The organism is Labilithrix luteola (assembly GCF_001263205.1).
Classification (GTDB): Bacteria; Myxococcota_A; Polyangia; order Polyangiales; family Polyangiaceae; genus Labilithrix; species Labilithrix luteola.
Map to the genome: position 1 here is coordinate 11,649,394 of NZ_CP012333.1, position 21,552 is coordinate 11,670,945.

At 64.7% G+C, this 21,552-nt stretch carries 25 protein-coding genes; 14 read left to right on the forward strand and 11 right to left on the reverse strand.

The window, feature by feature from the left end; translation table 11 throughout:
- Positions 1 to 105 precede the first annotated feature (105 nt).
- Positions 106 to 975: an NAD(P)-dependent oxidoreductase gene (locus AKJ09_RS50200; protein ID WP_146654981.1), complete on the reverse strand. Its 870-nt coding sequence runs from the start codon at positions 973 to 975 to the stop codon at positions 106 to 108.
- Positions 976 to 1,271: 296 nt separating this feature from the next.
- Between AKJ09_RS50200 and AKJ09_RS50205 the strand changes: the two genes are divergently transcribed.
- Positions 1,272 to 1,853, forward strand: a complete 582-nt coding sequence (locus AKJ09_RS50205) for a dihydrofolate reductase family protein (RefSeq protein ID WP_146654982.1) — start codon at positions 1,272 to 1,274, stop codon at positions 1,851 to 1,853.
- A 53-nt stretch (positions 1,854 to 1,906) separates the two neighbouring features.
- Here the strand turns inward: AKJ09_RS50205 and ylqF are convergent, their stop codons facing one another.
- From ylqF to AKJ09_RS53975, 3 genes are all read right to left on the reverse strand, one after another.
- Complete coding sequence (ylqF, locus tag AKJ09_RS50210; RefSeq protein WP_240488902.1) at positions 1,907 to 2,857, reverse strand: ribosome biogenesis GTPase YlqF; 951 nt, start codon at positions 2,855 to 2,857, stop codon at positions 1,907 to 1,909.
- A 374-nt stretch (positions 2,858 to 3,231) separates the two neighbouring features.
- Positions 3,232 to 4,650 carry an ATP-binding protein gene (locus tag AKJ09_RS50215; RefSeq protein WP_169928644.1) on the reverse strand — a complete coding sequence of 473 codons (1,419 nt, stop codon included), beginning with the start codon at positions 4,648 to 4,650 and terminating at the stop codon, positions 3,232 to 3,234.
- A gap of 178 nt (positions 4,651 to 4,828) precedes the next feature.
- Positions 4,829 to 5,731 carry a hypothetical protein gene (locus AKJ09_RS53975; RefSeq protein WP_169928645.1) on the reverse strand — a complete coding sequence of 301 codons (903 nt, stop codon included), beginning with the start codon at positions 5,729 to 5,731 and terminating at the stop codon, positions 4,829 to 4,831.
- 912 nt (positions 5,732 to 6,643) lie between these two features.
- Here AKJ09_RS53975 and AKJ09_RS50220 point away from each other — a divergent pair.
- Together AKJ09_RS50220 and AKJ09_RS50225 are read left to right on the forward strand one after the other, a co-directional pair.
- Positions 6,644 to 7,141 carry an excisionase family DNA-binding protein gene (locus AKJ09_RS50220; RefSeq protein ID WP_240488903.1) on the forward strand — a complete coding sequence of 166 codons (498 nt, stop codon included), beginning with the start codon at positions 6,644 to 6,646 and terminating at the stop codon, positions 7,139 to 7,141.
- A gap of 107 nt (positions 7,142 to 7,248) precedes the next feature.
- Positions 7,249 to 8,193 (forward strand): DUF429 domain-containing protein, encoded by a 945-nt coding sequence (locus AKJ09_RS50225; RefSeq protein WP_146654984.1) that lies wholly within the window; start codon positions 7,249 to 7,251, stop codon positions 8,191 to 8,193.
- A 145-nt stretch (positions 8,194 to 8,338) separates the two neighbouring features.
- Here AKJ09_RS50225 and AKJ09_RS55420 read toward each other — a convergent pair whose 3' ends face one another.
- Complete coding sequence (locus AKJ09_RS55420; RefSeq protein WP_240489017.1) at positions 8,339 to 8,644, reverse strand: hypothetical protein; 306 nt, start codon at positions 8,642 to 8,644, stop codon at positions 8,339 to 8,341.
- A 120-nt stretch (positions 8,645 to 8,764) separates the two neighbouring features.
- Here AKJ09_RS55420 and AKJ09_RS55425 point away from each other — a divergent pair, with 120 nt between their 5' ends.
- From AKJ09_RS55425 to AKJ09_RS50240, 3 genes are all read left to right on the forward strand, one after another.
- On the forward strand, positions 8,765 to 9,634 hold the full coding sequence (locus AKJ09_RS55425) for an alpha/beta hydrolase family protein (RefSeq protein WP_275936762.1): 870 nt from the start codon (positions 8,765 to 8,767) through the stop codon (positions 9,632 to 9,634).
- Positions 9,635 to 9,707: 73 nt separating this feature from the next.
- Positions 9,708 to 10,337, forward strand: a complete 630-nt coding sequence (locus AKJ09_RS50235; protein WP_146654986.1) for a hypothetical protein — start codon at positions 9,708 to 9,710, stop codon at positions 10,335 to 10,337.
- Positions 10,338 to 10,369: 32 nt separating this feature from the next.
- The gene (locus AKJ09_RS50240; protein ID WP_146654987.1) at positions 10,370 to 10,723 is read left to right on the forward strand and encodes a hypothetical protein; all 354 of its coding nucleotides are present in this window, start codon (positions 10,370 to 10,372) and stop codon (positions 10,721 to 10,723) included.
- 122 nt (positions 10,724 to 10,845) lie between these two features.
- Here AKJ09_RS50240 and AKJ09_RS50245 read toward each other — a convergent pair whose 3' ends face one another.
- The 5 genes from AKJ09_RS50245 to AKJ09_RS53980 form a co-directional block, all read right to left on the reverse strand.
- Positions 10,846 to 11,121, reverse strand: coding sequence for a hypothetical protein (locus AKJ09_RS50245; protein WP_146654988.1), 276 nt, complete (start codon positions 11,119 to 11,121; stop codon positions 10,846 to 10,848).
- Between the two features lie 90 nt (positions 11,122 to 11,211).
- Positions 11,212 to 11,898 (reverse strand): hypothetical protein, encoded by a 687-nt coding sequence (locus tag AKJ09_RS50250; protein WP_146654989.1) that lies wholly within the window; start codon positions 11,896 to 11,898, stop codon positions 11,212 to 11,214.
- A gap of 203 nt (positions 11,899 to 12,101) precedes the next feature.
- Positions 12,102 to 12,323, reverse strand: a complete 222-nt coding sequence (locus AKJ09_RS50255) for a hypothetical protein (RefSeq protein WP_146654990.1) — start codon at positions 12,321 to 12,323, stop codon at positions 12,102 to 12,104.
- A 30-nt stretch (positions 12,324 to 12,353) separates the two neighbouring features.
- Positions 12,354 to 12,662: a hypothetical protein gene (locus tag AKJ09_RS50260; RefSeq protein ID WP_146654991.1), complete on the reverse strand. Its 309-nt coding sequence runs from the start codon at positions 12,660 to 12,662 to the stop codon at positions 12,354 to 12,356.
- 9 nt (positions 12,663 to 12,671) lie between these two features.
- On the reverse strand, positions 12,672 to 12,947 hold the full coding sequence (locus tag AKJ09_RS53980; RefSeq protein WP_169928646.1) for a hypothetical protein: 276 nt from the start codon (positions 12,945 to 12,947) through the stop codon (positions 12,672 to 12,674).
- A gap of 32 nt (positions 12,948 to 12,979) precedes the next feature.
- Here AKJ09_RS53980 and AKJ09_RS50265 point away from each other — a divergent pair, with 32 nt between their 5' ends.
- Positions 12,980 to 13,201, forward strand: coding sequence for an IgGFc-binding protein (locus AKJ09_RS50265; RefSeq protein WP_146654992.1), 222 nt, complete (start codon positions 12,980 to 12,982; stop codon positions 13,199 to 13,201).
- Positions 13,202 to 13,678: 477 nt separating this feature from the next.
- The gene (locus tag AKJ09_RS50270) at positions 13,679 to 14,269 is read left to right on the forward strand and encodes an SMI1/KNR4 family protein (protein WP_146654993.1); all 591 of its coding nucleotides are present in this window, start codon (positions 13,679 to 13,681) and stop codon (positions 14,267 to 14,269) included.
- Positions 14,270 to 14,571: 302 nt separating this feature from the next.
- Here the strand turns inward: AKJ09_RS50270 and AKJ09_RS50275 are convergent, their stop codons facing one another.
- Positions 14,572 to 15,015, reverse strand: coding sequence for a S1 RNA-binding domain-containing protein (locus tag AKJ09_RS50275; protein ID WP_146654994.1), 444 nt, complete (start codon positions 15,013 to 15,015; stop codon positions 14,572 to 14,574).
- A 173-nt stretch (positions 15,016 to 15,188) separates the two neighbouring features.
- On the opposite strand from AKJ09_RS50275, the gene AKJ09_RS50280 reads away from it, so the two are divergent.
- The 6 genes from AKJ09_RS50280 to AKJ09_RS50305 all read left to right on the forward strand — a co-directional run bounded on the left by AKJ09_RS50280 (position 15,189) and on the right by AKJ09_RS50305 (position 21,549).
- On the forward strand, positions 15,189 to 16,271 hold the full coding sequence (locus tag AKJ09_RS50280; RefSeq protein WP_146654995.1) for a hypothetical protein: 1,083 nt from the start codon (positions 15,189 to 15,191) through the stop codon (positions 16,269 to 16,271).
- Positions 16,272 to 16,350: 79 nt separating this feature from the next.
- Positions 16,351 to 16,938: an RNA polymerase sigma factor gene (locus AKJ09_RS50285; RefSeq protein WP_240488904.1), complete on the forward strand. Its 588-nt coding sequence runs from the start codon at positions 16,351 to 16,353 to the stop codon at positions 16,936 to 16,938.
- The gene (locus AKJ09_RS50290; RefSeq protein ID WP_146654996.1) at positions 16,935 to 17,636 is read left to right on the forward strand and encodes a hypothetical protein; all 702 of its coding nucleotides are present in this window, start codon (positions 16,935 to 16,937) and stop codon (positions 17,634 to 17,636) included. Before AKJ09_RS50285 ends, AKJ09_RS50290 begins: the two co-directional genes overlap by 4 nt.
- A 72-nt stretch (positions 17,637 to 17,708) precedes the next feature.
- Positions 17,709 to 18,941 carry a hypothetical protein gene (locus AKJ09_RS50295; RefSeq protein ID WP_146654997.1) on the forward strand — a complete coding sequence of 411 codons (1,233 nt, stop codon included), beginning with the start codon at positions 17,709 to 17,711 and terminating at the stop codon, positions 18,939 to 18,941.
- A complete protein-coding gene (locus tag AKJ09_RS50300) occupies positions 18,938 to 20,167 on the forward strand; it encodes a beta propeller repeat protein (RefSeq protein WP_146654998.1) in 1,230 nt (409 codons plus the stop codon). The genes AKJ09_RS50295 and AKJ09_RS50300 overlap by 4 nt, the downstream gene beginning before the upstream one ends.
- A complete protein-coding gene (locus AKJ09_RS50305; RefSeq protein ID WP_146654999.1) occupies positions 20,164 to 21,549 on the forward strand; it encodes a two-component regulator propeller domain-containing protein in 1,386 nt (461 codons plus the stop codon). Before AKJ09_RS50300 ends, AKJ09_RS50305 begins: the two co-directional genes overlap by 4 nt.
- The last annotated feature ends 3 nt before the right edge of the window (positions 21,550 to 21,552 follow it).

The window sequence follows — 21,552 nt, forward strand, 5'->3', positions numbered from 1 at the left end:
CGATGCTCTCGTCGAACAGGCGGCGGAGCGGGCGCAGTCCCCTGCCCCGTCGAGACTGCCGCGCCGCTTCGTGCGTGGAGGGCCATCTCGGGAACGCGAGCTCGGTTACGAACGCGACTTCTGCGAGCTTCCGGAGCGGAATCGAGGCAACGCTGTGGAGTGGGAGGTCAGGTCGACGAACACCGGAGGTGGAGTCGCAGCGTTCGCGGCGTCCCAGAGCCTCCGACGCCCGGCTGCCGAGATTGGCAAGTTGTCCTCTCCGCCTGCTGCCAGCAGCACGTCGAAGTCACGGGCCGAGTCGCGCACCGGGCGTGGATTGTCGCGATCCAACGCGCGCTTCACGACCGCCGCCATCGGCCCCCGGGCGAGCAGCTCGAGCGTGGTTTGGTACGAACAACCGAGAATGTCTGCCAAGTCGAGCGCCTCACGCAGCCCCGCTTCGGCCGCCATGACGACGACATTGGTAATCAACTTGTAGGCCACTCCGGAGCCGAGCGGCCCGACGCGAGCGACCTTCCCGAACCTTGCCAGGATCGGTTCGGTCAAAGCCATCGCCTCGCCTTCGCCCGCCAGCAACACGGTCAGTGATGCTTCCGACGCGTAGCGCACGCCGCCGATGAGCGGCGCGTCGACGAGATGGGCGCCTGCTGGCATGGCCGACGCAATCGACTGCAGTGACGCTGGCGTCATCGTCGAGACGACCGCGAGGGCCGCTCCCGCTCGCATGCCAGCGAGGATGCCCTCCGGCCCCAGATGTGCTGCAGGGATATCTGCAGACATCACGGCGCTGACCACCACGTCCGCCTTACGGGCAACTGCCGCTGGGCTGTCCGCCGCGACAGCGCCCAACGTAGTCATCGCATCCATTCGTTCCCGTAGGATGTCGAAGACGAACACGCGGTGCTGGGCGTTCAACAGATGAGGCACCATGCGGGACCCCATGTCCCCGAGGCCGACGAAACCGACGTTAGCCATGGTCTTCTCCTTGAGTCAGCTGCTGACTGTTCAGGTACCGCTCTGTCGAGGGAGGAAAGGAGCTTGTTCGCTGACGGAGGATGCAAGCCGCATTCTCGCGCAGAACGGCTTCGCCCCGACACGCGCCAAGAATCAGCAGCGAACGCGGCCGTGAGGCCTAAACGGACCGCCCTTGGCGTGGGCGTCGCGCATCACGAACCAGCGCGCGCCCGTGGGACGTGAGCGCTTCACGACAGACTTGTTGCTCCCCGGGCCCCCAACGGCTGGCTAGTTTCCTTCCTGAAAGGAACACGAACATGAGCCGAACGATGATTGCCGCGCTTCAAGTCTCTCTCGATGGTTTCACGCAAGGAGAGGACCGCGGAGAGCCCAGCTGGGTCGAGTCGTGGACCGATGCCCTCACGCTGATCCCCGACGTCGACGCGTTCGTCCAAGGCGCCGGCATGTATCCGGGGTATGCCGAATACTGGTCCGCCATCGAAGCCGACCCCACACGCGACGCGCCGTTCAGTTCGGCGCCACCGGGGGAGGCCGAAATCGCCTACGCCAGGTTCGCCGCCAAGACTCCACACTACGTCGTCTCGACCAAGCTCGAGGGCGTGACCTGGCCGAAGACGGCGCGGATGGTTCGTGATCTCGCCGAGCTGAAGGCGCTCAAGAATCAGCCCGGCAAGAACATCTACGTCGTCGGTGGCGCAACGCTGGTGACAAGCCTCCTGAATGCCAACTTGCTCGACGAGCTTCGCCTCATCGTTCATCCGCTTCTGCTTGGCGGCGGCACACCGTTGTTCGCCAACGTGAAGGCGCGGCGGGCGTTGACGTTCGTCGAGGCGAAGCCCGCCAAGTCCGGCCGCGTGGTGTTGACCTACCGCACCTGATCAACCGAGGCGCGGCGCGAGCACTCCCTTCGAGAGACCGTCTGGAGCGACGGTCACTGCTCGTCGATGTCGCCGGGATCGAGGTCGATGTTGGCGCCGCCGCGGGCTTCGCGCGGGGGATCGTCGGGTGACTCGAGGCTGATTCGGCCGAGCGTGCCGGCTCGGAAGTCGTGGATGAGGACGTCGGACGCTTTGTGCATGTCGACCACGCCGCCGCTTCGAAGCGCGCCACGGCGTTTGCCAATCTCGACGAGGAGCGCTTCGCCGTCGACCGGCAGCGACTTCAGCTTGTAGCGCGCGGTCACGAGCTGCGGATAGCAATCGAGGAGATACTCGGCGCCCCAGAGCGCGACGCTCTCGTACTCGATCGCGGAGTCGGGGATCGCGCCGCCGAACGCGAGACGATAGGAGACGTCGTCGTCTTCAATCTTCGGCCACATGATGCCGGGGTTGTCGAAGAGCGTCATTCCGTTGGAGAGCGTGACAACCTGCTGGCTCTTCGTCACTGCCGGCTCGTCGCCGACTTTGGCGACCTTGCGATCCATCAGCGTGTTGATGAGCGTCGATTTGCCGACGTTCGGAATGCCGACGATCATCGAACGGACCGTCTTGTTGGGACCGTGCGGGTGAAGCGCGAGCTCCTTGCACAGCTTCAGGAGCTTGCTCTTGCTCTCGCCCGGACGGTCCGTCGTGATGGCGATCGCGACGACCTTGCCGGGAGGCATGCCATTGCCCGGATTCGGATGCTTCACCGATGCGAAGTATCGAATCCAAGCGGCGGTGACGTCGGGGTCGGCGAGGTCGCTCTTGCTGAGCACCTTGATGCACGGCCGGTACGTTCGAAGCTCCGTGACGACCGGGTTCTCGCAGGCGAGTGGCATCCGGCCGTCGAGCACTTCGATGACGACGTCGACGAGCGGCATCGTGTCGGCGATCTGGCGCCGAGCCTTCGTCATGTGACCGGGGTACCACTGGATCGGCATCGCCCACGGGTCGTACCTCATCGGGCGGAGCGATGCACGGGTTCGACGATCTTGCGGTTGAGCTGCGAATCTCGGCCGTGGGCGGCTTCGGGCGCAAGAGACCGCTCTCCCTCGACCAGGAGGAGGAGCTCGCTCTTATGCTCGAGCACGCGTGTTCCGTCTTCGCACTCGGAGGCTTACGCCAACGGTCGCGGCAGTCACGAAGAGCATCCCCCACCCGCTCGAGGTGGACGATGTCGACACTGCGCATGCACTCGACGACGGTGCAGACGCCGCTGCGTTGGGCCCTGCGTCAGCTGGCGCGCTCGGAAGACAGCGTTGCCGCCCGTCGAGCTGCCCACACTGATAACCCTGCGGGCAGGCGGGGGTGAGTCTCGTCAGCGGCTACGTCCGCTTCAAGCGTGGGCATCGCCCGGCTCGTCGTTTCGCGGCGGGGCGATGAGCGGCGGAGCGGGCGCAGTCCCCTGCCCGGTCGAGACTGGCGCGCCGCTTCGTGCGCGGAGAGCCATCTCGAGCTCGCGGCGGGTCATCGGGCCGCGAAGGAGCGACATCGACCCGCGCGGCTGCAACAGAAACGGACCGCCCTGGGCGTGGGCGTCGCGCATCACGAACCAACGCGGGGAGAGGCGCTTCACGGAGGCGCCGATGGCCTTGGCCGAGTCGCGCTCGCGGGCCTCGCCGCTGGCAAGGCCTTCGACGACGCGTTCGCGATCGGCGTCGGTCTGTAGCCTTCCCACGCACCACATGCCGGCGTTGCCGAGGGCGCGGTAGTCGAGGTCCATCGGGTTCTGGGTGGCCACCACCACGCCGACGCCGAAGGCGCGCGCCTGCTTCATCAGCGAGACGAGGGGACGCTTGGTCGGTGGGTTCTGAGGATGGGGCGGGAGAAAGCCGTAGATCTCGTCGAACACCACGAGCGCGCGCAGGCGCTGCCTGCCCGGGAGCGAGCGGGTCCAGGAGAGGACTTCCTCCAGCAGAACGCCGAGGACGAGGGCGCGCTCTTCGTCGTCGAGATGCGCGACGCTGACCACCACCGCCGGCGTCTTGCCGCCCTGAGGCGTGAGCCACGAGGCGACGTCGAGCGTAGCGCCCGTCCGCCAGCTCGCGAACGTGGGTGAGGCGAGCAGCGTGTTGAGCGCGGCGGCGAGCGAGCGCCGGTCGGTCTTGGGGAGGAAGCTGTCGAGCGGCAGCGCGCCGACGACCTCGATGGGAGGCTCCACCAGATCATGCAACAGCACGCCGAGATCGGCCGCCTCGCCGCCGCGAAGCCGACGCTCGGCAAGAACCGAGAGCAGCACGTGCTCTTTGCTGCGCGCCGGATCGGGATCGCGTCCGACCAGGCGGAGCACCAGCGACACCGCCGCGCTGAGCGACGCCCGCGCCGCTTCGGGATCGGTGTCCCAGCGCGGAGAGCGTCGCTCGAGCGAGGAGAGAACGTGGAGCGACTCGCCCGCACTCGATCCCGGCGTGATGATGCGCACCTCGGTGCCGGCGCGAAACGCCGCCAGCGCCGGCTCGTCGATGCCCCACGCCTGGAGGCTCGTCCGACGCTCGTCGGCCAGCGCCGCCGCGATCTCGGCCTCCGAGCGTGAATCGTTGGGGAGCATCATCGCGCCCGCCCAAGGCAAGAGCGGCTCGGCCGCGAAGGAGTCGAAGGCCAGCAGGAGATTCGGGAGATCGCCCTTCACGTCCACCGCCAGCACCGGAACGCCGGCCCGCAGGGCCTCCTCCACCATGACGGTGACGAGCCCCGTCTTGCCGCTGCCGGTCATTCCGACCACGACACCGTGGGTGACCAGATGATGCGCCGGCACGAGCAACGGTTCGCTCGTGCCCGAGCCGTCGAGGCGCCGCCAGGCGCCGAGCTGAAGTCGAGGCGCCGCCAGGCGCCGAGCTGAAGGCGAGGTGTCGCGGGCATTGGCTTGCTCCGTAGGCGTGGACGCCTCGGCGAGCGGTTGGGACGTTCGCCGAGGACGTCGTCTTGCGCAGATGTCAGTTGTCCGAGTACGGCGAGCTACCGGGCATGCCCACGCCGGGCTTCGGAGCGGGAGCCGTCGTGGGCCCGGTCGGCGCGGTCTGCAACGGGGCGGGCACGGGATTCGCGGGCGTCGCGTTCGGGGCAGCCGGGTTGGGCGTGGTCTGGTCCGGTGCCCTCCGACCGCCGCGGCCGGTCCAGAGCGAGGGGACAATCTTCTCGACATCTTCCTCGTGCCAGCGGAGATAGCTGATGCCGCGACGGACCTCGTCGTAGGCGCGGAGGACGAGGGTGAAGGCGCGCTGCCGATCTTCCGCGGCGGCAGCGAGAACGTCCGGGTGTTTGGCGCGCTGCGCGGTGCTCCGGAGCAGGTACTCGCTGAGGCCCTCGGCCTTGTCGAGATCTTCGGGGGTCACGGCGGTCTTCGACGCGATGCGGTCCCAGCTCGCGCGGAAGATACGTACGAGGATCCCGAGGTCGGCGGCGACATTCGCGTAGCCCGTCGAGCCCTTGAGCTCGTCGAGCTGCTTGGCGCCGATGAGTTCGTGTTTGGCGAGGGCCTGCGCGTCGGCAAGAAGCACCTCACGACGCCTCGTCGCCTCCTCGAGATACTTCTGCTGCTCCTCCTGCGGCGCAGACGTGGTGTCGAAGAGCGTCTGCGCGTAGCCGAGGCCATTCGCGTAGGTGACGAGCTTGTCGACGTTGTTCATGTCGAACTCGGGCAGCATCGCCAGACGCGCGCGCAGCGGCGAGATCCCCGGAATGACCGCGAACACCGAGCGCGCCACCTCTCGCGGGTCGAGGTTCACCTGCACGAGGACCTCCGGGCTCAGCGCAGCACGCGCGGCTGCGGTGGCCTCGTAGGCCGCGCGAAATTCGAGTGTGAATCCCTGAAAGTCACGTTCCACGATCGTAGGCATTGAATTCCCCCTTTGGAGTCGATGCAGCCCAAACCGACGATTCGATTCTCGAGACTCGACGAGCGAGACTCAGGATTCGAAGCGTGCGAAATGGCCTGCGTTTTCGGGTAGCCGTGCAAGCGTGCGATGGCGCCGGCGAGCCCGCGCACTCGCGTGCGTCCTCTTCGACGGATGAGGTCGAGAGGCGCCGGAGCGTAGTCGCGTATCGGCTCCTGAAAAGGACAATTGCCAAAATAAGTCAAAAATCGACCACTGCGGCGAATTCACTCTAGCGCGTGCGGCATGCATGGTGCGACGCGCTGGCGAACGTCCGGCGGACGCGCGCGTCGCGACGGCGCCCAGCGCGTAGCGTTCCGGTTGCGACAGGTCGCCTGCCTGTCCAGCGATCGCCACGCCTCCGCCGGCAGCTCACCTGCTTGCTTGAACATCCGTTGCGGCGCCCATGGCAGGTCGGCTGCTCTCTTCGGCTTCGCAACGCCTCCGAGGGCAGCTCACCTGCCCGGTTCGGCCCCCGCTGCGGCATCCGTGCCAGGTCAGCTGTTCTTTTTGGCTTCGCAACGCCTTCGAGGGCAGCTCAGCTGCCCGGTTCGGGCCCGGCTGCGGCATCGCTGGCAGGTCAGCTGCTCCTTTCGGCTTCGCAACGCCTCTGAGAGCAGCTCACCTGCTCTTCTCGGCTCCACAACGCGTCCGAGGGCAGCTCACCTGCCCTGTTGGCCCCCGCTGCGGCGGCAAGGCAGGTCACCTGCCTCTTCGATATGAACTGCGGCACGCATAGCCGATCGCGCGCCCCCGTCGTCGACGACATCGCCGATGTCGGAAGCACGTCGACCGGCTCCGCTGCAGTTGCAGATACGCCGGCTGTGGTTGCGATTGGGTCGAATACAGGCTACATTTTTCGACGGAGGTTTCCCCATGGCTGCCGCTGCTCACACGATGGAAGACCTGATTCGACGGATGACTCCCGTCGCGGCTCCGCCCGAGCAGCAGGCGCAAGTGGCTGCACTCTCCAAAGCCCTCGAGAGTATGACGCTCCAGCCCAGGAAGCGTGGGCCCAAATGCCAGCTTATCGGCCCAAAGGGTGAAAGCATCCCGATACCCGAAAGCATCTTCTACGTCCTCGAGCGTGTGGCCGAGGTCATGGCGCGTGGGGACTCGATCACGGTCGTGCCAGTCGGCCGTGAAGTGACGACGCAGCAGGCGGCCGATCTCCTCAACGTGTCCCGGCAATACCTCGTCCGATTGCTCGATGAAGGCCGAATTCCGTTTCGCAAGACGGGCAAGCACCGCCGCCTCCGCATCGAGGACGTGCTCTCGTTCAAGCAGACGCGCGACAAGGATCGGCGCGCCGGTCTCCGCGAGCTCTCTCGCATGAGCGAGGAGTTCGGAGGCTATGACTCCGAGCGAAAGTAGTGTCGACTTCGTAAGCGCATGGTGCCCGCCCCGTTCATCGTTGTCGTCGACGCCCGAATGGTCCCGGAGCTCGTCGTGGGAGTCACGGACCGATCTGCGAGGTCCGCGTGATCGTCGGCGTCGACTTCGGCGCGCCTCGGAGGGGCCGCGACCAGCGTCGCAAGATCATCGCCATCGCCGCACACGCGACGGGGCCTGGCAAGTATCGCATCGACATGACAGGCATGAACGCGCGCCTGCGCGTGAGCTCCGCTCCGGGCTGGAGCGCCAAGGAGCTGCTCGACGAGCTCATCGCGCGTCCGGCTCAGGTGGTCGCGTTCGACTTCCCGTTCTGCGTTCCCCACGCTCTCCTGCAGGACGCCAAGTTCGCCTCGAACGTGGGTTACGAGGATGGCGCTTTTGGCGATTGGCGCTCCTTCAATTCCTTCGTCGCCCAGCGACTACCATTCACGGATCCACTCGACTTCGCCCCCTTCGCTGCGTGGCGCGATCGAGCCGAGCGCGCGCGGCTCTGGACGAAGCGCGCGACCGACATTGCGGCGGGTGGACAACCCCCACTGAAAGACAAGTTCCAGGCAACGTTCCAGATGACGCTGCTCGGAAACGCACTCCTGTCAAAGCTCTGGGAATCGCACCAATACCGTGTGCGGCCATTCCCAGGCGGGCGGGGCACCGGTGAGGTCATCGAGGTCTATCCGGGCGCGACTCTGCGCGCTCTGGGGCTCGCAAGCTACAAGTCGCGGCCCGACAAAGCCGTGCAACTTGCCAGTGACCTGTGTGCTGCTGCGGGCATCGAGCTCGACGTGGACGCGGAGGTCATCGCCCTTTGCTGCCACTACAGCTCTGGCGGGAAGAAGACGCCCGACTATGACGTGGCCGACGCGTTCGTCGCCCTCTGCACGGCAATCCTGTACGCCCAAGGCGCATGTCACCCTGCCATCGCAAGCGATCCCGCGGGCGATCATCACCCCCTCGAGGAATTGGAGGGCGTGATCTGGGTGCCGAGCATCGAGGCCAGCGGCGGTGTGGCGCCGAACCTGGCTGCCTCGTAGTTTCGTGCTAGACGCAGACATCGTGCATCGAAGGATGAAACACGTCGTTTCGTTCGTGATTGTGGGCCTGACGTTGCAGGCATGTGCTCCGGCAGCGAAGACGCCGACGGCTCAGGTAGGGGCGCCCGCTCGAAGCGTGGAAGAATCATCCGAAGCGGTCGGACGTCGGTTCTTGGCGCTCCTCGCGGCGGGTGATTACCCGGGTGCGTCGGCAATGGGCGACGCCACCATGCAGTCGAAGTTCGACGCGGCGGCGGCCGAGCGAGTCTGGACCGCGACGCAGAGAAAGCTCGGCACCTTTCAGCGCGTTGGGGCGGTCAGAGTCGCGGCTGGCAAAAGCGGCAATCAACGACTGTTCTTTCAGACCGCTTTCGAGCACGGCGAAGCAACCCTTTTGGTCGTGGTCGACCCCAAGGGCTCTGTCGCTGGTTTCTGGATCGAAGGCGTGCACGCGACGTCCAAGCCGGCCGACCAACCCTTCTCGAGTGCGTCGTATGTGAGACCTGATCTCTTCGCCGAGCATTCCACGACAATCGGAATCGCCCCCTACGTCTTGCCGGCGACGGTCAGCGTGCCCAAGTCGAATGAGAAACACGCCGCCGTGGTTTTCATTCACGGATCTGGGCCCTTGGACCGTGATGAGTCCGTCGGCGCGCTAAAGCCATTTCGTGACTTGGCGCAAGGCTTTGCAAGCGCCGGCATCGTGAGCCTTCGGTACGACAAACGGGCGTTCGCCTACAAGACGACCGCGCCCGAGGTGGCGTTTGCAACCTTCGAGGCATCGACCATCGACGATGCATGCGCCGCGATCGACGCCGTCCGCAAGGAGCCCAGCGTCGACCCGGCGAAGGTCTTCGTCGTCGGTCACAGCCTAGGAGGCTATGCGCTTCCGACGGTCGTTGCGCGCTGCAAGACGCCTATCGCGGGGCTCATTGCGCTCGCTCCCGCGGGCCGCGCACTCCAAGACATCATCGTGGCCCAGCGCGAAGCTCAACTCGTAGCGTCGGAGCCTCCGTCCGCCGCGCGGGATGCGAAAGTTGCTGACCTGCGGGCTCAGGCAACGAAGGTTCGCGCATTGCCAACGACGGCAGCGAATGATCCGCCCGCGAGCGACCTGCTGGGAATTCCCGCAAGCTACTGGCGTTCTCTCGATCACGCCTCGTTTCCGAAGCGCGTCAGTGCGATCTCGGTTCCAACACTGGCCACTTTCGGCGGAAACGACGTTCAGGTCACGAGCTCCGATGCCGCTGTATGGGAAGCGCTGGCGCAAGCGCACGAGCCTCGCGAAACGCTCGACATCCGACGCTACCCATCACTGAATCATTTTCTCTTCTCTGGGCGAATGGAAGCGAGCACACCGCTCACTGCACACACGGCGGATGCCAACCTCGTCGGAGATCTCGTCGACTGGATCAGAGCTCGTTCGAGAACTTCGGGATAGTGATGGCATCGCACGCCTCGGACAGGCGACGAGCGTGAGGATTGTTGTGGGCCACAGGTGATACGTTGGCCGAATGCGCCTCTCTTTCGTCCTCGCCACCTTCGTTCTGACGGCCTGCGCCAAGGACCAGATCTCGCCCGACCCCTCCGCCACCAACAGCGCGAAGGACGCGGGCCCCCACGACCCGAACAAGCCGAGCGACCCTTCCGATCCGTCGACGCCTTCGAACCCGAGCACGCCGGGCGAAGACACGAACGTGAGCGGCTCGCGCCTCAAGCGTCGCGTCTACAAGGGCGCGGACGGCTCGCAGCAATTCGCCGGCTGGTTCGACTCCGAACGCAACGAGAACTGCGATATCCATACCGCGGCCGACGGAAAGCTTCGCTGCCTCCCCGCATCCTTCGTCTTCGCCAACAGCTCCTACTTCAGCGACAGCAATTGTGCATTCCCGATCTACATAGGAACAAAAGGGTGCACTCCGCCTGCCGCGTATTCCGTGGATGGAGGCGGGCAAACGTGCAACAGGGGATATGTCATCCGCCCGATCGGGACCGCGTTTACGTCGCCGAACTTCTACCTGAAAAACGGGGCGGCGTGCGTCTCGCAAGACGCGTCGGCTTGGCTCTCTGCGTACGATCTCTATTCGACTGGCGCCGAGATCCCCGCGTCGTCGTTCTTTGAAGTGACCGAATCACACCTCTGATCGTCACCACGTGCGCGGAAGGCAAACAAGAAGTGAAGCGTCACTTTCCGGGCGACGTCATTTCCGAGCCGTCGGCTACAGTTGATGAAATCATCAGTCGCCTACGAGCGGCTGAGGCCCTTCATCGGAGACAGGCCGTTACCTTCGGCGAGGTAAGAACGGCACTCGTTGAGAGGCCACGGCACTTCCTGCTGTACAAGCACCCAATTCATCGGTTCAAGGATCGACTATTTCGCGCCGACACGACTGACCTACTGAGCTTTATTCAGAACGAGTTCAGTTCGGAAAGAATGGAAGGCGTAGACATTATCGTTACAGATGAACCGATGAGCCGATTTGTCGTCGGCAACCACGACGGAGATCTGTTTCTGATTCGGAATGATTGAGACGGCTGCACCTTATCGAGATTCGATCGGCGTTCGCTCGGCGAGCGTGACCGTCTGGCCGGCACGGGAAACAGGTCAGATGCCAGAGGTCTCGACACTCCGCCTCAATGTCGCGTCCCAGACTATGGGTGCGCCAGGCGCGACTTAACACGCTTCGCAATTTCTTCGACGAGCGTTTCCTCGCCCCTCACCGACAGTCCAACGTAGGTCTCCGCTTCGATGGTCACGGATTCTCCTACGATAGCTACCGCCACGGTCTCCAGCTCTTGGGAGCCGCCTACGCCGAGCGTTCGTTCATCAACGATGCCGCCCATTTCTCGGAGCACCACCACGAGTGACTGTCGGAGGCGCTGGTCATACTCATCACCGATGCAAATCGTTCTCTCGACGCTGCTCATCTCAGAAACCGAGATCCTTCCCGCCGGGCCTGACCGCCAACTCGATAATCTGCTCCCAGCTCTTGCCGTGTGCGCTTTGCACCGTCGTTCCTATGGGGGAGCGAACGCCCCTCCCAGATCCTTGGCCACGGCGCCGGCTCTCAAGATGAGCACGATCCAGCCAAGCAGCAGGAGAAGCCCCGGCCCCGCGTACAGAAGCGACCGGCGGGACAGTTGACCGCGTAGCACTGCGTAGACCTGCACGACGAGGAGCGGCCACATTCGCTCGAACAGCCCTGATTGCAATGCCTGCACGCCGGCCCGAACAGCGTCCAGTCGCCCAGCCCCGTAATTCTCTTGATAGCGAATCTCCACGATGCCCGCATCAACGCTCACGAAGAGCGCCGTGAGGTAGCACGCCGCCAGAGCCGCTCGAGCCCCCGACTCATCCGAGAGCGCAATCCAGACGACACTCAGAACGCCGACTTCAACCAGCAGCGTGTCGGAGCTGATTCTCGAGGAGCCGACGGCCGCCCCGTAGCATGCCAAGAAGAGACCGATCGCCGCGACAGCCAACGCCTTGTCCAACTTGCTCGGCCGCGACCAACGTGCAGAAGCGAATGCGTGAATGGGGACGCCGAGAAGCAGCCCGATGGATGCTCCCCACGGCGACATGACAAGGCCCGGAGGATCAGCCGGGGCAAACGCGGTCGAGGCGAAGAAGCCCATCGAGCCCAGGCAGGCAACCCACAGCGACCGGACAGACAAAGACCTCGGGTGCAAAAACGCCATCACCATGACGACCGCAACTCCGATGGCCAGCGCCCATCCTTCTCCAAGGGGCAACGGCCATGCAATTGGGTGCCTGAACCCCGACTGCCAGATTCGTCCGAGCACGCATACCCAAACGAGGCTGAGCATCACGACTACAAGTCGTTGCCCCCACGATTGCTTGCTGTCAACGGGCGGACTCGGAGCCTGGGCAGAGAGCGTCACCGGCTCTACTTACCTTCCTCAAGCTGCTGGACCGACGGGAAGGAATACGACTCGCCGTTTCCCAGCTGGATGTCTCCGCCCGGCTTCTTCAGCCCGGCGTCGTAATTCGGTCTGCTGGTGAAGGACTTGTCTGCCTGCATGTGGTTGTTCACGTCTTCGACCGTGGTCTGTTCCGGGCGCAAGTACGTGTTAAACCGATTCGCCCAGCAGTCCTTGGACCCGGACATGCATCCGTCAACGTGTCAGACGTGTGCGATTCAACCTTCCGAGAGTGTAAACGAGAGACCCCTTGTGGAGGGATAGATCTGCAGATCCACCTCCGAGGCATGAAACCGCCGATCATCGACAAGAACGAAGAAGGGCAGTTCAGCAAGGCGCTCGCCGAGATGATCCACCACCGACAGCATCACGTCATTCACTGCTTGCTCGAAGTCACTCCAAAATTCGCTTGCACACTCATCGGTGATGGCTTCCTCGAAACTTCCCTCGTACGTATTCGCCTTCAGTCGTGATGGCTGAACGCGACATTGGATGGCCTGATTCCCAAGCATGAGTATTGTCTTCACGGCGAACGCTCAATTTCTCATTGTATCGGTGAAAGCACTGGACAGTTTCTGCAAGTTTTCTGGCGTGAATCCGTCGGTTGTGAAGAGCACGGTGCTGGACGCGTCTCCGGCCACGTTCAGAAAGCCCGGCGGGCTCGGAATCGAGCTGGCATTCGACCTCGCATCACCACGCGTGACCGCGGCCTTCAAGTATACGCGCTCGGCGTCGCCGACATCACGCGGAGCCGCATACATGTCCGGCGGCGGCCCCGGACCTTCGGATTCACCGATCGGCGGCGCCAACATGGCAGGCCACGGCGATCCGGAGATCGGTCAACGTGATCCCTTCCGGCCAGTACATGAACTCGTATTCGTTCTACGCGGATCCCACCTACGGCGATGCGTCGCTCGTCATCATCCGCGCGAAGACGGGCCGCGAGTTCAAAGATGTCTGGCTCGACGGCGCCGGCAACCTGACAGGTTTCCAGCCCGTCGGCTCCTACCCGGGTGGCATGGCGCAACGAAAACTCGTCAACACGAGCCTCGTCCCCGTCCACTGAGCCCCTGGCCGACCAGACAGACTCCTACGCGCGGCATAAGAAGCGTAAATCCGTCAATCGCCGACATCACCTGAATGAAGTAGGAACAGAACCAATCCTGAATAGGGTCCCCATCGGACAACCGACATCCTCCCTAGGGAGGATGCTTCGAAATGCAACGGCCATCACAGGAGCCGCAAACTGCGCTAACGCGTGGCGAATCCAACCTACCTGGGAGGATGGTGACGCTCTCGTGAACGTTCACCGAACCACTCGTTCTTCGTTGCTTGACGGCAGTGAGCTGTGACAGACAGGGTCTGATTAGGACGGCTGGCTTCGGGGTACGTAGGGCGACGAACTTGCCAGAAGCAGTGGCGCCGCGCATACGGCCCCTGCAAGTCGGGGTGCTCCCGCTGCCCATTCGGCCGTGGTCGCTCTGCAACTTTCCTCGAGACATCGCGGGTCCCGCCGGCTCTGATGGTTGCAGGCAGGTGACCCATGACGGACGATCGAGAGGCTCGGCGTAGGCGTATTGGAAGCGCGGTCGAGCGGGTGAAGGCCTGGATGACGGCGCACGGGGCGGACGTGCTCGTGCGAAACCTCGCGGCGGGAGCTTCGAGCGCTCGCCTCGATGACGTTCAGGCCACCATCGGCTTTCCCCTCCCCGCCGATCTCCGGGCGCTTTGGTCGCTCCATGCCGGCCAGAATTCCGACCAGGACGGCTTCGTCGGGGCAATGGATCTCCTCGATCCCGAAGGCGCCGCAACGGAGAGCGAAAACGTGAAGTTGTTCATCGGCTTCCTCCGAGAGGATCCGTCGACCTGGCCCGAAGCGGGCGTCAGCAATGAAGAAGCGGAGTCGAGCGCCTGGCTTGCCTTTGCGGCGCGTGGATATGCCGACTTGCTCGTCGTCAGCGGAGTGACCGGCCGCGTCTTCACCTGCGAGAAGGACTCGCCTCCTCTGCATCTCGTGGCATCCTCCGTCCTCGAATGGATCGAGGCCTACGCGGACCGCGTCGAGGCCGGCGAGTACACCGTGGAGGAGGGATTCGGCGAATGCTACCTCTCTCGCGACACCGCCATGTTCTGACTCCGGCTGGCTCGGCGCACGGCTGAAGGCTCCCCTCTGGCGATATCGCTCCTTCAACGGCGCGCCAGCAGCACATCCAGCGTCGACGGCACCTGATAGGAGGGTACCTGGCGCTCGCCGATGTCCCGCACAGCGCGCTGACCACGGCCCCACCGCGAGGAGCCGGCGCTTGGGCAAGAGGGGGAATTTCACGGCGCGGGCGGACTTAGTCCCCGGCGCGCGATAATGGTCATCGCCGCATCTTGCGCCGTCGGGTCGCGCTCTCGTTCAAGGAGACGCGCGAAAAAGATCGGCGCGCCGGCCTAAGATACGGGCTTCACGTCAAGTTTCCGTATCCGGGGGTCGACATAAACGACCTCGACCTCAAGCTGAAGTCCAACTTCAAATTGCGCACCGTAGTCAGCAGCGAGGATTACGGCGAGAACGCCTAGCGGCATTTCAACTGTGGATCCATACTCGACCACCGCGCGAACGGTACCGACGTGGCGCGTCCCAACCGCAAATCGAGATGGGTCCGCCCAAGGATCAGGCGTGGCTCGCTTGATAGAGGCATAGAAGCGATCTGGCGTCACGGCATAGATCCGCACGGGAACCCTGTCGCCAACGCTGAAGTCGGTAGGTTGCGCGGTGTTTGACCAGTTGAGCTCGATGCAATCAACGAATCCAACTTGTCCGTCCACCTCGATGTCCAGACCGTACGAGTGTACGCCCGTGATCGTTGCGGTTACGCGTTCATTTTCGTTCATAGCGTTCGTTACTAACGTCGCACGTTGAAGCGTTCGTACGTTTTGGGCAGAGTCGGGCCTTATGTTCCCGTGCGCAAGCGCCCCGGCATTGACGGCGGGCGGCGGGACCTCGAAGCCGCCGGGCGCCGTCAGTGGGCTGGGAGGAGTGGACTCGTTACGGTAAAGTGGCGCGGATGTGGCTTCGAGTCGGGTCGAGCCGCATGCCCGTCGCGTTCGTCGCGCTGGGGGCCATGGCCGGAACGCTGGCCGTGGCCAAGCCTGCCGGAGCGGAGGCGAAGTTCGCGTTCTCGTGGCGCGCCGCGTCCGACAACGCGTGCCTGACCGAGGAGAAGGTCCGGGCGGCGCTCGAGAAGAAGCTCAGGCGGTCGGTGTTCTCGTCGCTCGACGAAGCGGACATCGCGATCGAGGGCGAGGAGCTCCGCGATGCGCATCGCTATCGCGCGCGGATCACGCAGCGCGATCGGGCGGGTCGCGAGCTCGGGTCGCGCGAGCTGACGGCCGAGACCTGCGGCGCGCTCGAGCGTATGACCGTGGTGCTCATCGCGCTCGTCCTCGAGCCCGGCGGCGCGGCCTCGGCGACGGACGGGGAGAGGCCGCCGGAGAACCCCGAATCGGAAGAGCCTGCGGGGAAGCCCCTTCCCGTCGCTCCGCACGAGGATGGGAGGCTGGCGTCCGCCGACACGTCGCGTCGGCCAAGCTCCCCTCCCCTCGTCGCGCAGCCGGCGCGGCCGCGGCGCGTCGAGCTCCACGCCGGCGTCGGAATGGGAGCCGCCACGGGCATGCTGCCGAGGGTGAGTGCGTCGGTGCGGTTGACGACGCGGCTCACGGTCCACGGCAGCCGACTGAGCGCCGATTGGTCCGCGGGGGTGTCGCTTCCCCAGAGTGTGACCGAGGACGCGGTACGCGCCACCTTCACGCTGGTCGATCAACAGGTGCGCGGCTGCTGGGCTTGGTTCGATCGCCCCTCCTCGCGCATCGACACCTGCGCGGGTGGCTTCTTCAGCGCGCTCGTTCCGACCGGAGACAATCTGGACAATCGGAACGGCTCGGCGCTCTCCTTGTTCGGACCTACAGCGTCGCTGGCCCTGCGCCTCAAAGAGACTCCGGCGACCGTGCACGTCGAGCTCGGCGTCCTCGCGCCCACGTCCCGATACAACGTCACCTATCTGGCGCGCAGCGGCGAGGAGCGAACGCTCTACGCGACGCCCCCTCTGATGGCGATGGCCACGGTCGCGGGGACGTTTCGTGTCTTCTGAACCTCAGCCACGCGGTCCGACGCATGACGAATTTGCGTCTTCGTTCACAAAAGCGCGAGCAACCCTGGATTAGTCGGATGTGCGAGCCTTTTCCGGCACCGCCGTCGCGACTGCCGACGCGGGACATCTCGAGCCCGACGTGACGAAGGGGGACGCTCGCCCTCACTTTCCGGCCGTGTTCCACGAGCTACGGCCCTACGTCCATTCGGTGCTCCGTGGCCTCGGCGTACCGAAGGCCGATCTCGAGGACGTCTGCCAGGACGTCTTCGTCGTGGTGCACCGCAAGCTCGCCACCTACGAGGATCGCGGGGCGCTTCGCTCGTGGATCTACGGCATCTGCGTGCGGGCGTCGCTTCACGCACGAAGGCGCCGGGCCCGCAGCCCCGACGTGGGGAGCGAGGCACTCCCGGAGGCCATCGACTCCACCACGCCCGCCGAGCAGGCAACCGCCGCGCAAGGGCGACAGATCCTCTACGCAATCCTGGACCAGCTCGACGACGACAAACGCGCCGTCTTCGTTCTCTACGAGCTCGAAGAGCTCACGATGGCGGAAGTGGCGAAGGCTCTCGAGATCAATATGTTCACTGCCTATTCGAGGCTGCGCTCGGCGCGCGCGGAAGTTCAGCAGGCGATCGTTCGCTTCTCTCGCGCCAACGGTGCCCGATGAGTCACGATCCGCAGCGGCTCGTCGACGTCGACGCCACCCCCGAAGACCGATTGCTCGCGAGCCTGATCGAGCAGCACCGTCAGGGGCGCCCCGACGCGGCCGCACTCCTGTCGCTCACGAAGAGGCTCGATGCGGGATCTCCTCTCCGGGCGACGGGCCGCTTCTTCCGACTTTGCCTCTATGGCGCGTCGGCTGTCGCGTGCACCGCGCTCGCGGTAACCGCCTTCCGCGTGGCCCCGCCCGCGACGCCTTCCCCCTTCCCTTCGCCATCGTCCGCTCCGGTCGCGACCAACGAGCCCCCGCAGGGCCCGGCAACGGTCTCGGTTCACGCGCTTCCGAGCGAGCCCGCCTCTTCCGCTTCGGCCGCGCCGCCTCCGCCGAGCCGGCGCGTGAAGGTCGCCGCGCCTGAGACGCGCGAGACGTCTGACAAGATCTGCGACGAATCCCAGCTCATCGAGCGTGCCGAAACGCTGCTCCGCACGGGCCAGCCCGCGGGCGCACTCGACATCACGCGTCAGCACGTGGCCTGCGGTGAAACGGTGCTGGTCCAGGAACGCGAACGCATCGCGATCGAAGCGCTCTTGAAGCTACGGCGACCGGAAGAGGCCAGTGCGCGCGCACGCGCCTTCGAGGCGAATTACCCATCGTCCCCGCATATCCGGAGAATCCGTCAGCTCATCGAGCTGCGCTCCGAATAACGACCTCGCACGACCTGGACACTCTCAACGTTGCTCTCTGCCTCCGCGGACGCGGCCGGTCGAGGTGGAAACATGAAGTCGCAATCGATAATCAGCGGAATAGCCTTGAGCGTGATGACCGCCGTGTGGGGATGTTCTTCGATGGATCATCGGCTCGGAACCGAACGCGGCGAGCCAGGCCCCTTCATCGACATCGGCGGCGACGCGGGCACGGCGCCGCTCGATGGCACTGCCGAATTCACGGAATACTGCCCATCGAGCGAGTGCCCCGTGGGCTACACGACCTGCCCCACATCCACCTTTCGATGCGACGTCAATCTGTTGATCGATACGCAGAACTGTGGCGCCTGCGGTAACGCTTGCCCCTCTCGGGGCTCCGCCGAGAAGTACACATGCATCGACGGCCGCTGCGTGCTGGCGTGCGATCCCTTCGCGCAAAAGTTGGATTGCAATGGCATCGTCGACGACGGTTGCGAGACCTCCTCCAAATCCAACGACTCGTGCGGAGCCTGCGGGAACAAGTGCTCCGACCCCGCCAAGCCGTGTGCCGATCAAACCGGAAACTCGATAGCGTTCGCGTGCGGCTGTCAGGGCGGTCAGGAGCCCTGCTTCGTCAGCGATTTCTTCTCGAGTGGCTACAAGTGCATGGACGTCGTCTACGACGACGCGAACTGCGGAGCATGCGGCAACGCCTGCGATCCCACCAACAACGGAGCCGTCCTCTACGACAATACCTACTACGGCTGCCACGAAGGGAGCTGCGGCGCACTGAAGTGTCAGCAGTACTCGGGCGACTGCGATCACGACATGGCCGCCAACGGATGCGAGGCGCCCCTCTGGACCAACGAGAATTGCGGGGCATGTGGCAACGCCTGTCCGGCCGATCAGTTCTGCGCGCTACAGCCGATTCTTCTCACCTTCGCCATCGGATGTGTCTGTGATCCGGGCCTGACCTTCTGCGGAACGCGTGGAGCTGGGCCCAACGATACGTCGATAGGGAGATGTTACGACCTCTCGTCCGATCTGCAGCATTGCGGTGCTTGCGACGTCGCATGCCCCGGCGGACAGTGGGCGCACGCCACGCCAAGCTGTGAATTCGGGGCGTGCAAGATGACGTGCCGATCGGGATGGGGAGACTGCAACGGAAACGCGACGGACGATTGCGAGACGCACACCGACAGCGATCCCAACAATTGCGGGAGCTGTGGAACGGTCTGCGATGCCGTTGCCGGTCAGGCGTGCGTTCAGGGGCGCTGCGTCGTGAAGCCGTGCGAAAAAGAGCAGGATGGGGGGCTCCCGCGATGAAGCTCTCTCTCGTAGCTGCCACCGTCGGCGGAACCGGTATTTGGCTGCTTGCTCTTCTCGGCGCATGCGCGTCGGACGTCGCGCCCACGGCGGAGTCCGACACGTCCCCAGACGCGCAGATCCCCCCTGCTCCTGAACCCGACGCCACTCCCGACGTGGAAGCCGGTCCGTGCGCGGACTGCGAGTACTTTTTGGATACCTGTTCGCCGGACGTTCTTTGCCTCAACGGCCCCTTCAAACCGAGTCACTCGCCAGACGACGTCGACACCTTCGACCTTCGCACGCAGATCAGCGTCATCGTCGGCCGCGGGATAAGCGACGTATGGGCGGCCGGAACGTTGGGGGCCCTGGCTCACTTCGACGGGACATCGTGGAAGCGGTCGGGCCCTGACACGACGGAGAGCCTGAGAGGTCTTCGTCTCTTCGACTCCGGAGAGCTCGTCTTCGGCTCGAAGATCCATCGCGTCTACTTGCGCGGCATCGCCCCGCCCGACGGCGGCGCGAACACCTCGGATGGCGGCTGGACGAGCGCCCAAACGCTGCCCACGCCCCCGGACTATCAGTACGCGAGCGAATTCGCTTTCAGCTCCGCATGGACGGCACCAGGAGCTCAGTGGACGTGGTGCGGATTGTCGAACGAGTTCTATTTCAACGGCTTCAACGCGAACGGTCTTTGGCGCATGCGGCGCCTTTCGGACGCTTCGTTCGAAATCCAGCCGGGGACGGTATGCCAGAATCCCTGCGACACTGACGGTATTGCCAGCATTCACGGTAGCTCCGCCGACGTCCTCTGGGCGGTCGGCTCCAAGGGAAGGGCCTTCCGTATCCTCGGAGCAGACGGCGATAGTCCGAGCGCCTCGGCCTTCAACAGCCTGACCTGGAATCAGCTCAATGCCGTTTGGGCCGCGTCCGCCTCCGAAGCTTGGGCCGTTGGTGTCACCGGAACGATCCGTCACTACGTCGAGGATTCGGCCACCGCGGAGATCGTCACCGGCATTGCCGCCAACGTGAACCTCCGCGCGGTGTGGGGATCCTCGTCGTCGGACATATGGGCGGCCGGCGACGCGGGCGTCGTTCTGCACTACGACGGCAAGAGCTGGACGCGGGTGAAGATCGCCGGCCTCGGCGCGCGTCGTCCGGACCTCAAGGCCGTGTGGATGCCGGCCCCCGGGCACGTCTGGATCGGCGGCCAAGGAGTCATTCTTTCTCTCGGAGGGCAACCATGACGCGCGCGCCGGCAGTGACCTTCACCTCGGCGTTGGTCCTTCTCGCAACGGCGGTGAACTGTGGCATCGGGGACACCGAAACCGGCGAACGGCAACCGGACCCCGGCACCAACGTGCTCCCGGAAGCCGGCCCCACCGATGCGCTGGCGGACGCCGGCGCCACCGATGCGCGCGCCGATGCGGCGCCGAGCGGACCTTCGTGCAGTTCGGCCGGCTGGTGCGCGACCTCTCTGCCGGACGCGGACCTGACGCTGAAGAGCATCTGGTCTCTCGAGGGCCGCGCGTTCGCCACCGCCGAGGGTGCCACCGTCGGCGTCAAAGTTCTCGAGTGGACCGACGCCGAAGGAAAGTGGCAATACATCGACGACAACAGTCAAAACCAAACGGGGCTCGCCAGGTACGTGTCCAACGTCTGGGCTCCAAGCGAGAACGAGCTCTACTACGCCGTCGCGAAAGGGACGATCGTCCACGGAACACGCCCCTCGTCGGACAAGGCGTGGACCTGGACCTCGCATCCCCTCGAGGACCATAGCCCCGTTCGCCAGCGCTACTACGCGCCCGACGGTCCGCCCGAGGCCGTGTCGGGCGCGCTCTATCCAACCTTGGGCGTATGGGGAACAGGCGCCGACGACGTCTACGCTTGGTACACGAATACGATTTATCACTGGAAGAGCGAGGGCTCCGCGGCGCCGTCGTGGATGCCGGAGTACACGGCCGACGATGTCAGTAGCGACACCGAAGAGCTGTTCGCCCTCGGCATGACCGGAGCCAATCGCGACGATCTCTGGTTTTCCTTCGTTCGAACGAACATGGCCTACTACCAAGGATCATGTCCCGTGATCGTGCGCAAGACCCCGGCCGGGTACGAGAGGATCTCCGACGGGCGCGTCGAGGGTACGCGATGCACCGAAGCCCTGCCGGGATTCTCGAGAATGGGATCGGTGAGAGGGTGGCTGACGTCGCTGCAGACGCTGGGCGTCGGCCAGGTGGCGGGGATCCAGGGCGGCCGCGAGCTGGTGAAGATCTCGGCGGCGGGTGACGGCTACTCCGTCGCCACTTCCAGGATCTTGTCGCTCGATCCCGTGAACGATTTCGACTCGTCCCCTGGCGCTTCGGATTTCTTCACGTCGCTCTACCGCGCGCCGGATGGACGCCTGTGGATGGGCGGAATGGGGATATGGCAATTGCACTCATCCACGGGAGGATCGGGCATGGTCGTGAGCGCCGATGACGTTTGGAGTGCAGGCGGCAGCTATACGGTCTCGACGCTGTCGCTCACCGGCGCTCCGCTCGAAGGTTCAGGTTTCAAGATCCACGGCACCTCGAATACGAACCTATGGCTCGCCGGAGCTCGTCATGCGCTTCATAAGACCAATCCATAAGCG

Bases quoted from the DNA above. Each gene is read 5' to 3' on its own strand.
- AKJ09_RS50200 (WP_146654981.1), bottom strand. From the start codon at position 975: ATGGCTAACGTCGGTTTCGTCGGCCTCGGGGACATGGGGTCCCGCATG.
- AKJ09_RS50205 (WP_146654982.1), top strand. From the start codon at position 1,272: ATGAGCCGAACGATGATTGCCGCGCTTCAAGTCTCTCTCGATGGTTTC.
- ylqF (WP_240488902.1), bottom strand. From the start codon at position 2,857: ATGAGGTACGACCCGTGGGCGATGCCGATCCAGTGGTACCCCGGTCAC.
- AKJ09_RS53975 (WP_169928645.1), bottom strand. From the start codon at position 5,731: ATGCCTACGATCGTGGAACGTGACTTTCAGGGATTCACACTCGAATTT.
- AKJ09_RS50220 (WP_240488903.1), top strand. From the start codon at position 6,644: ATGGCTGCCGCTGCTCACACGATGGAAGACCTGATTCGACGGATGACT.
- AKJ09_RS50235 (WP_146654986.1), top strand. From the start codon at position 9,708: ATGCGCCTCTCTTTCGTCCTCGCCACCTTCGTTCTGACGGCCTGCGCC.
- AKJ09_RS50245 (WP_146654988.1), bottom strand. From the start codon at position 11,121: ATGAGCAGCGTCGAGAGAACGATTTGCATCGGTGATGAGTATGACCAG.
- AKJ09_RS50250 (WP_146654989.1), bottom strand. From the start codon at position 11,898: ATGGTGATGGCGTTTTTGCACCCGAGGTCTTTGTCTGTCCGGTCGCTG.
- AKJ09_RS50255 (WP_146654990.1), bottom strand. From the start codon at position 12,323: ATGTCCGGGTCCAAGGACTGCTGGGCGAATCGGTTTAACACGTACTTG.
- AKJ09_RS53980 (WP_169928646.1), bottom strand. From the start codon at position 12,947: ATGTTGGCGCCGCCGATCGGTGAATCCGAAGGTCCGGGGCCGCCGCCG.
- AKJ09_RS50270 (WP_146654993.1), top strand. From the start codon at position 13,679: ATGACGGACGATCGAGAGGCTCGGCGTAGGCGTATTGGAAGCGCGGTC.
- AKJ09_RS50275 (WP_146654994.1), bottom strand. From the start codon at position 15,015: ATGAACGAAAATGAACGCGTAACCGCAACGATCACGGGCGTACACTCG.
- AKJ09_RS50280 (WP_146654995.1), top strand. From the start codon at position 15,189: ATGTGGCTTCGAGTCGGGTCGAGCCGCATGCCCGTCGCGTTCGTCGCG.
- AKJ09_RS50290 (WP_146654996.1), top strand. From the start codon at position 16,935: ATGAGTCACGATCCGCAGCGGCTCGTCGACGTCGACGCCACCCCCGAA.
- AKJ09_RS50295 (WP_146654997.1), top strand. From the start codon at position 17,709: ATGAAGTCGCAATCGATAATCAGCGGAATAGCCTTGAGCGTGATGACC.
- AKJ09_RS50300 (WP_146654998.1), top strand. From the start codon at position 18,938: ATGAAGCTCTCTCTCGTAGCTGCCACCGTCGGCGGAACCGGTATTTGG.
- AKJ09_RS50305 (WP_146654999.1), top strand. From the start codon at position 20,164: ATGACGCGCGCGCCGGCAGTGACCTTCACCTCGGCGTTGGTCCTTCTC.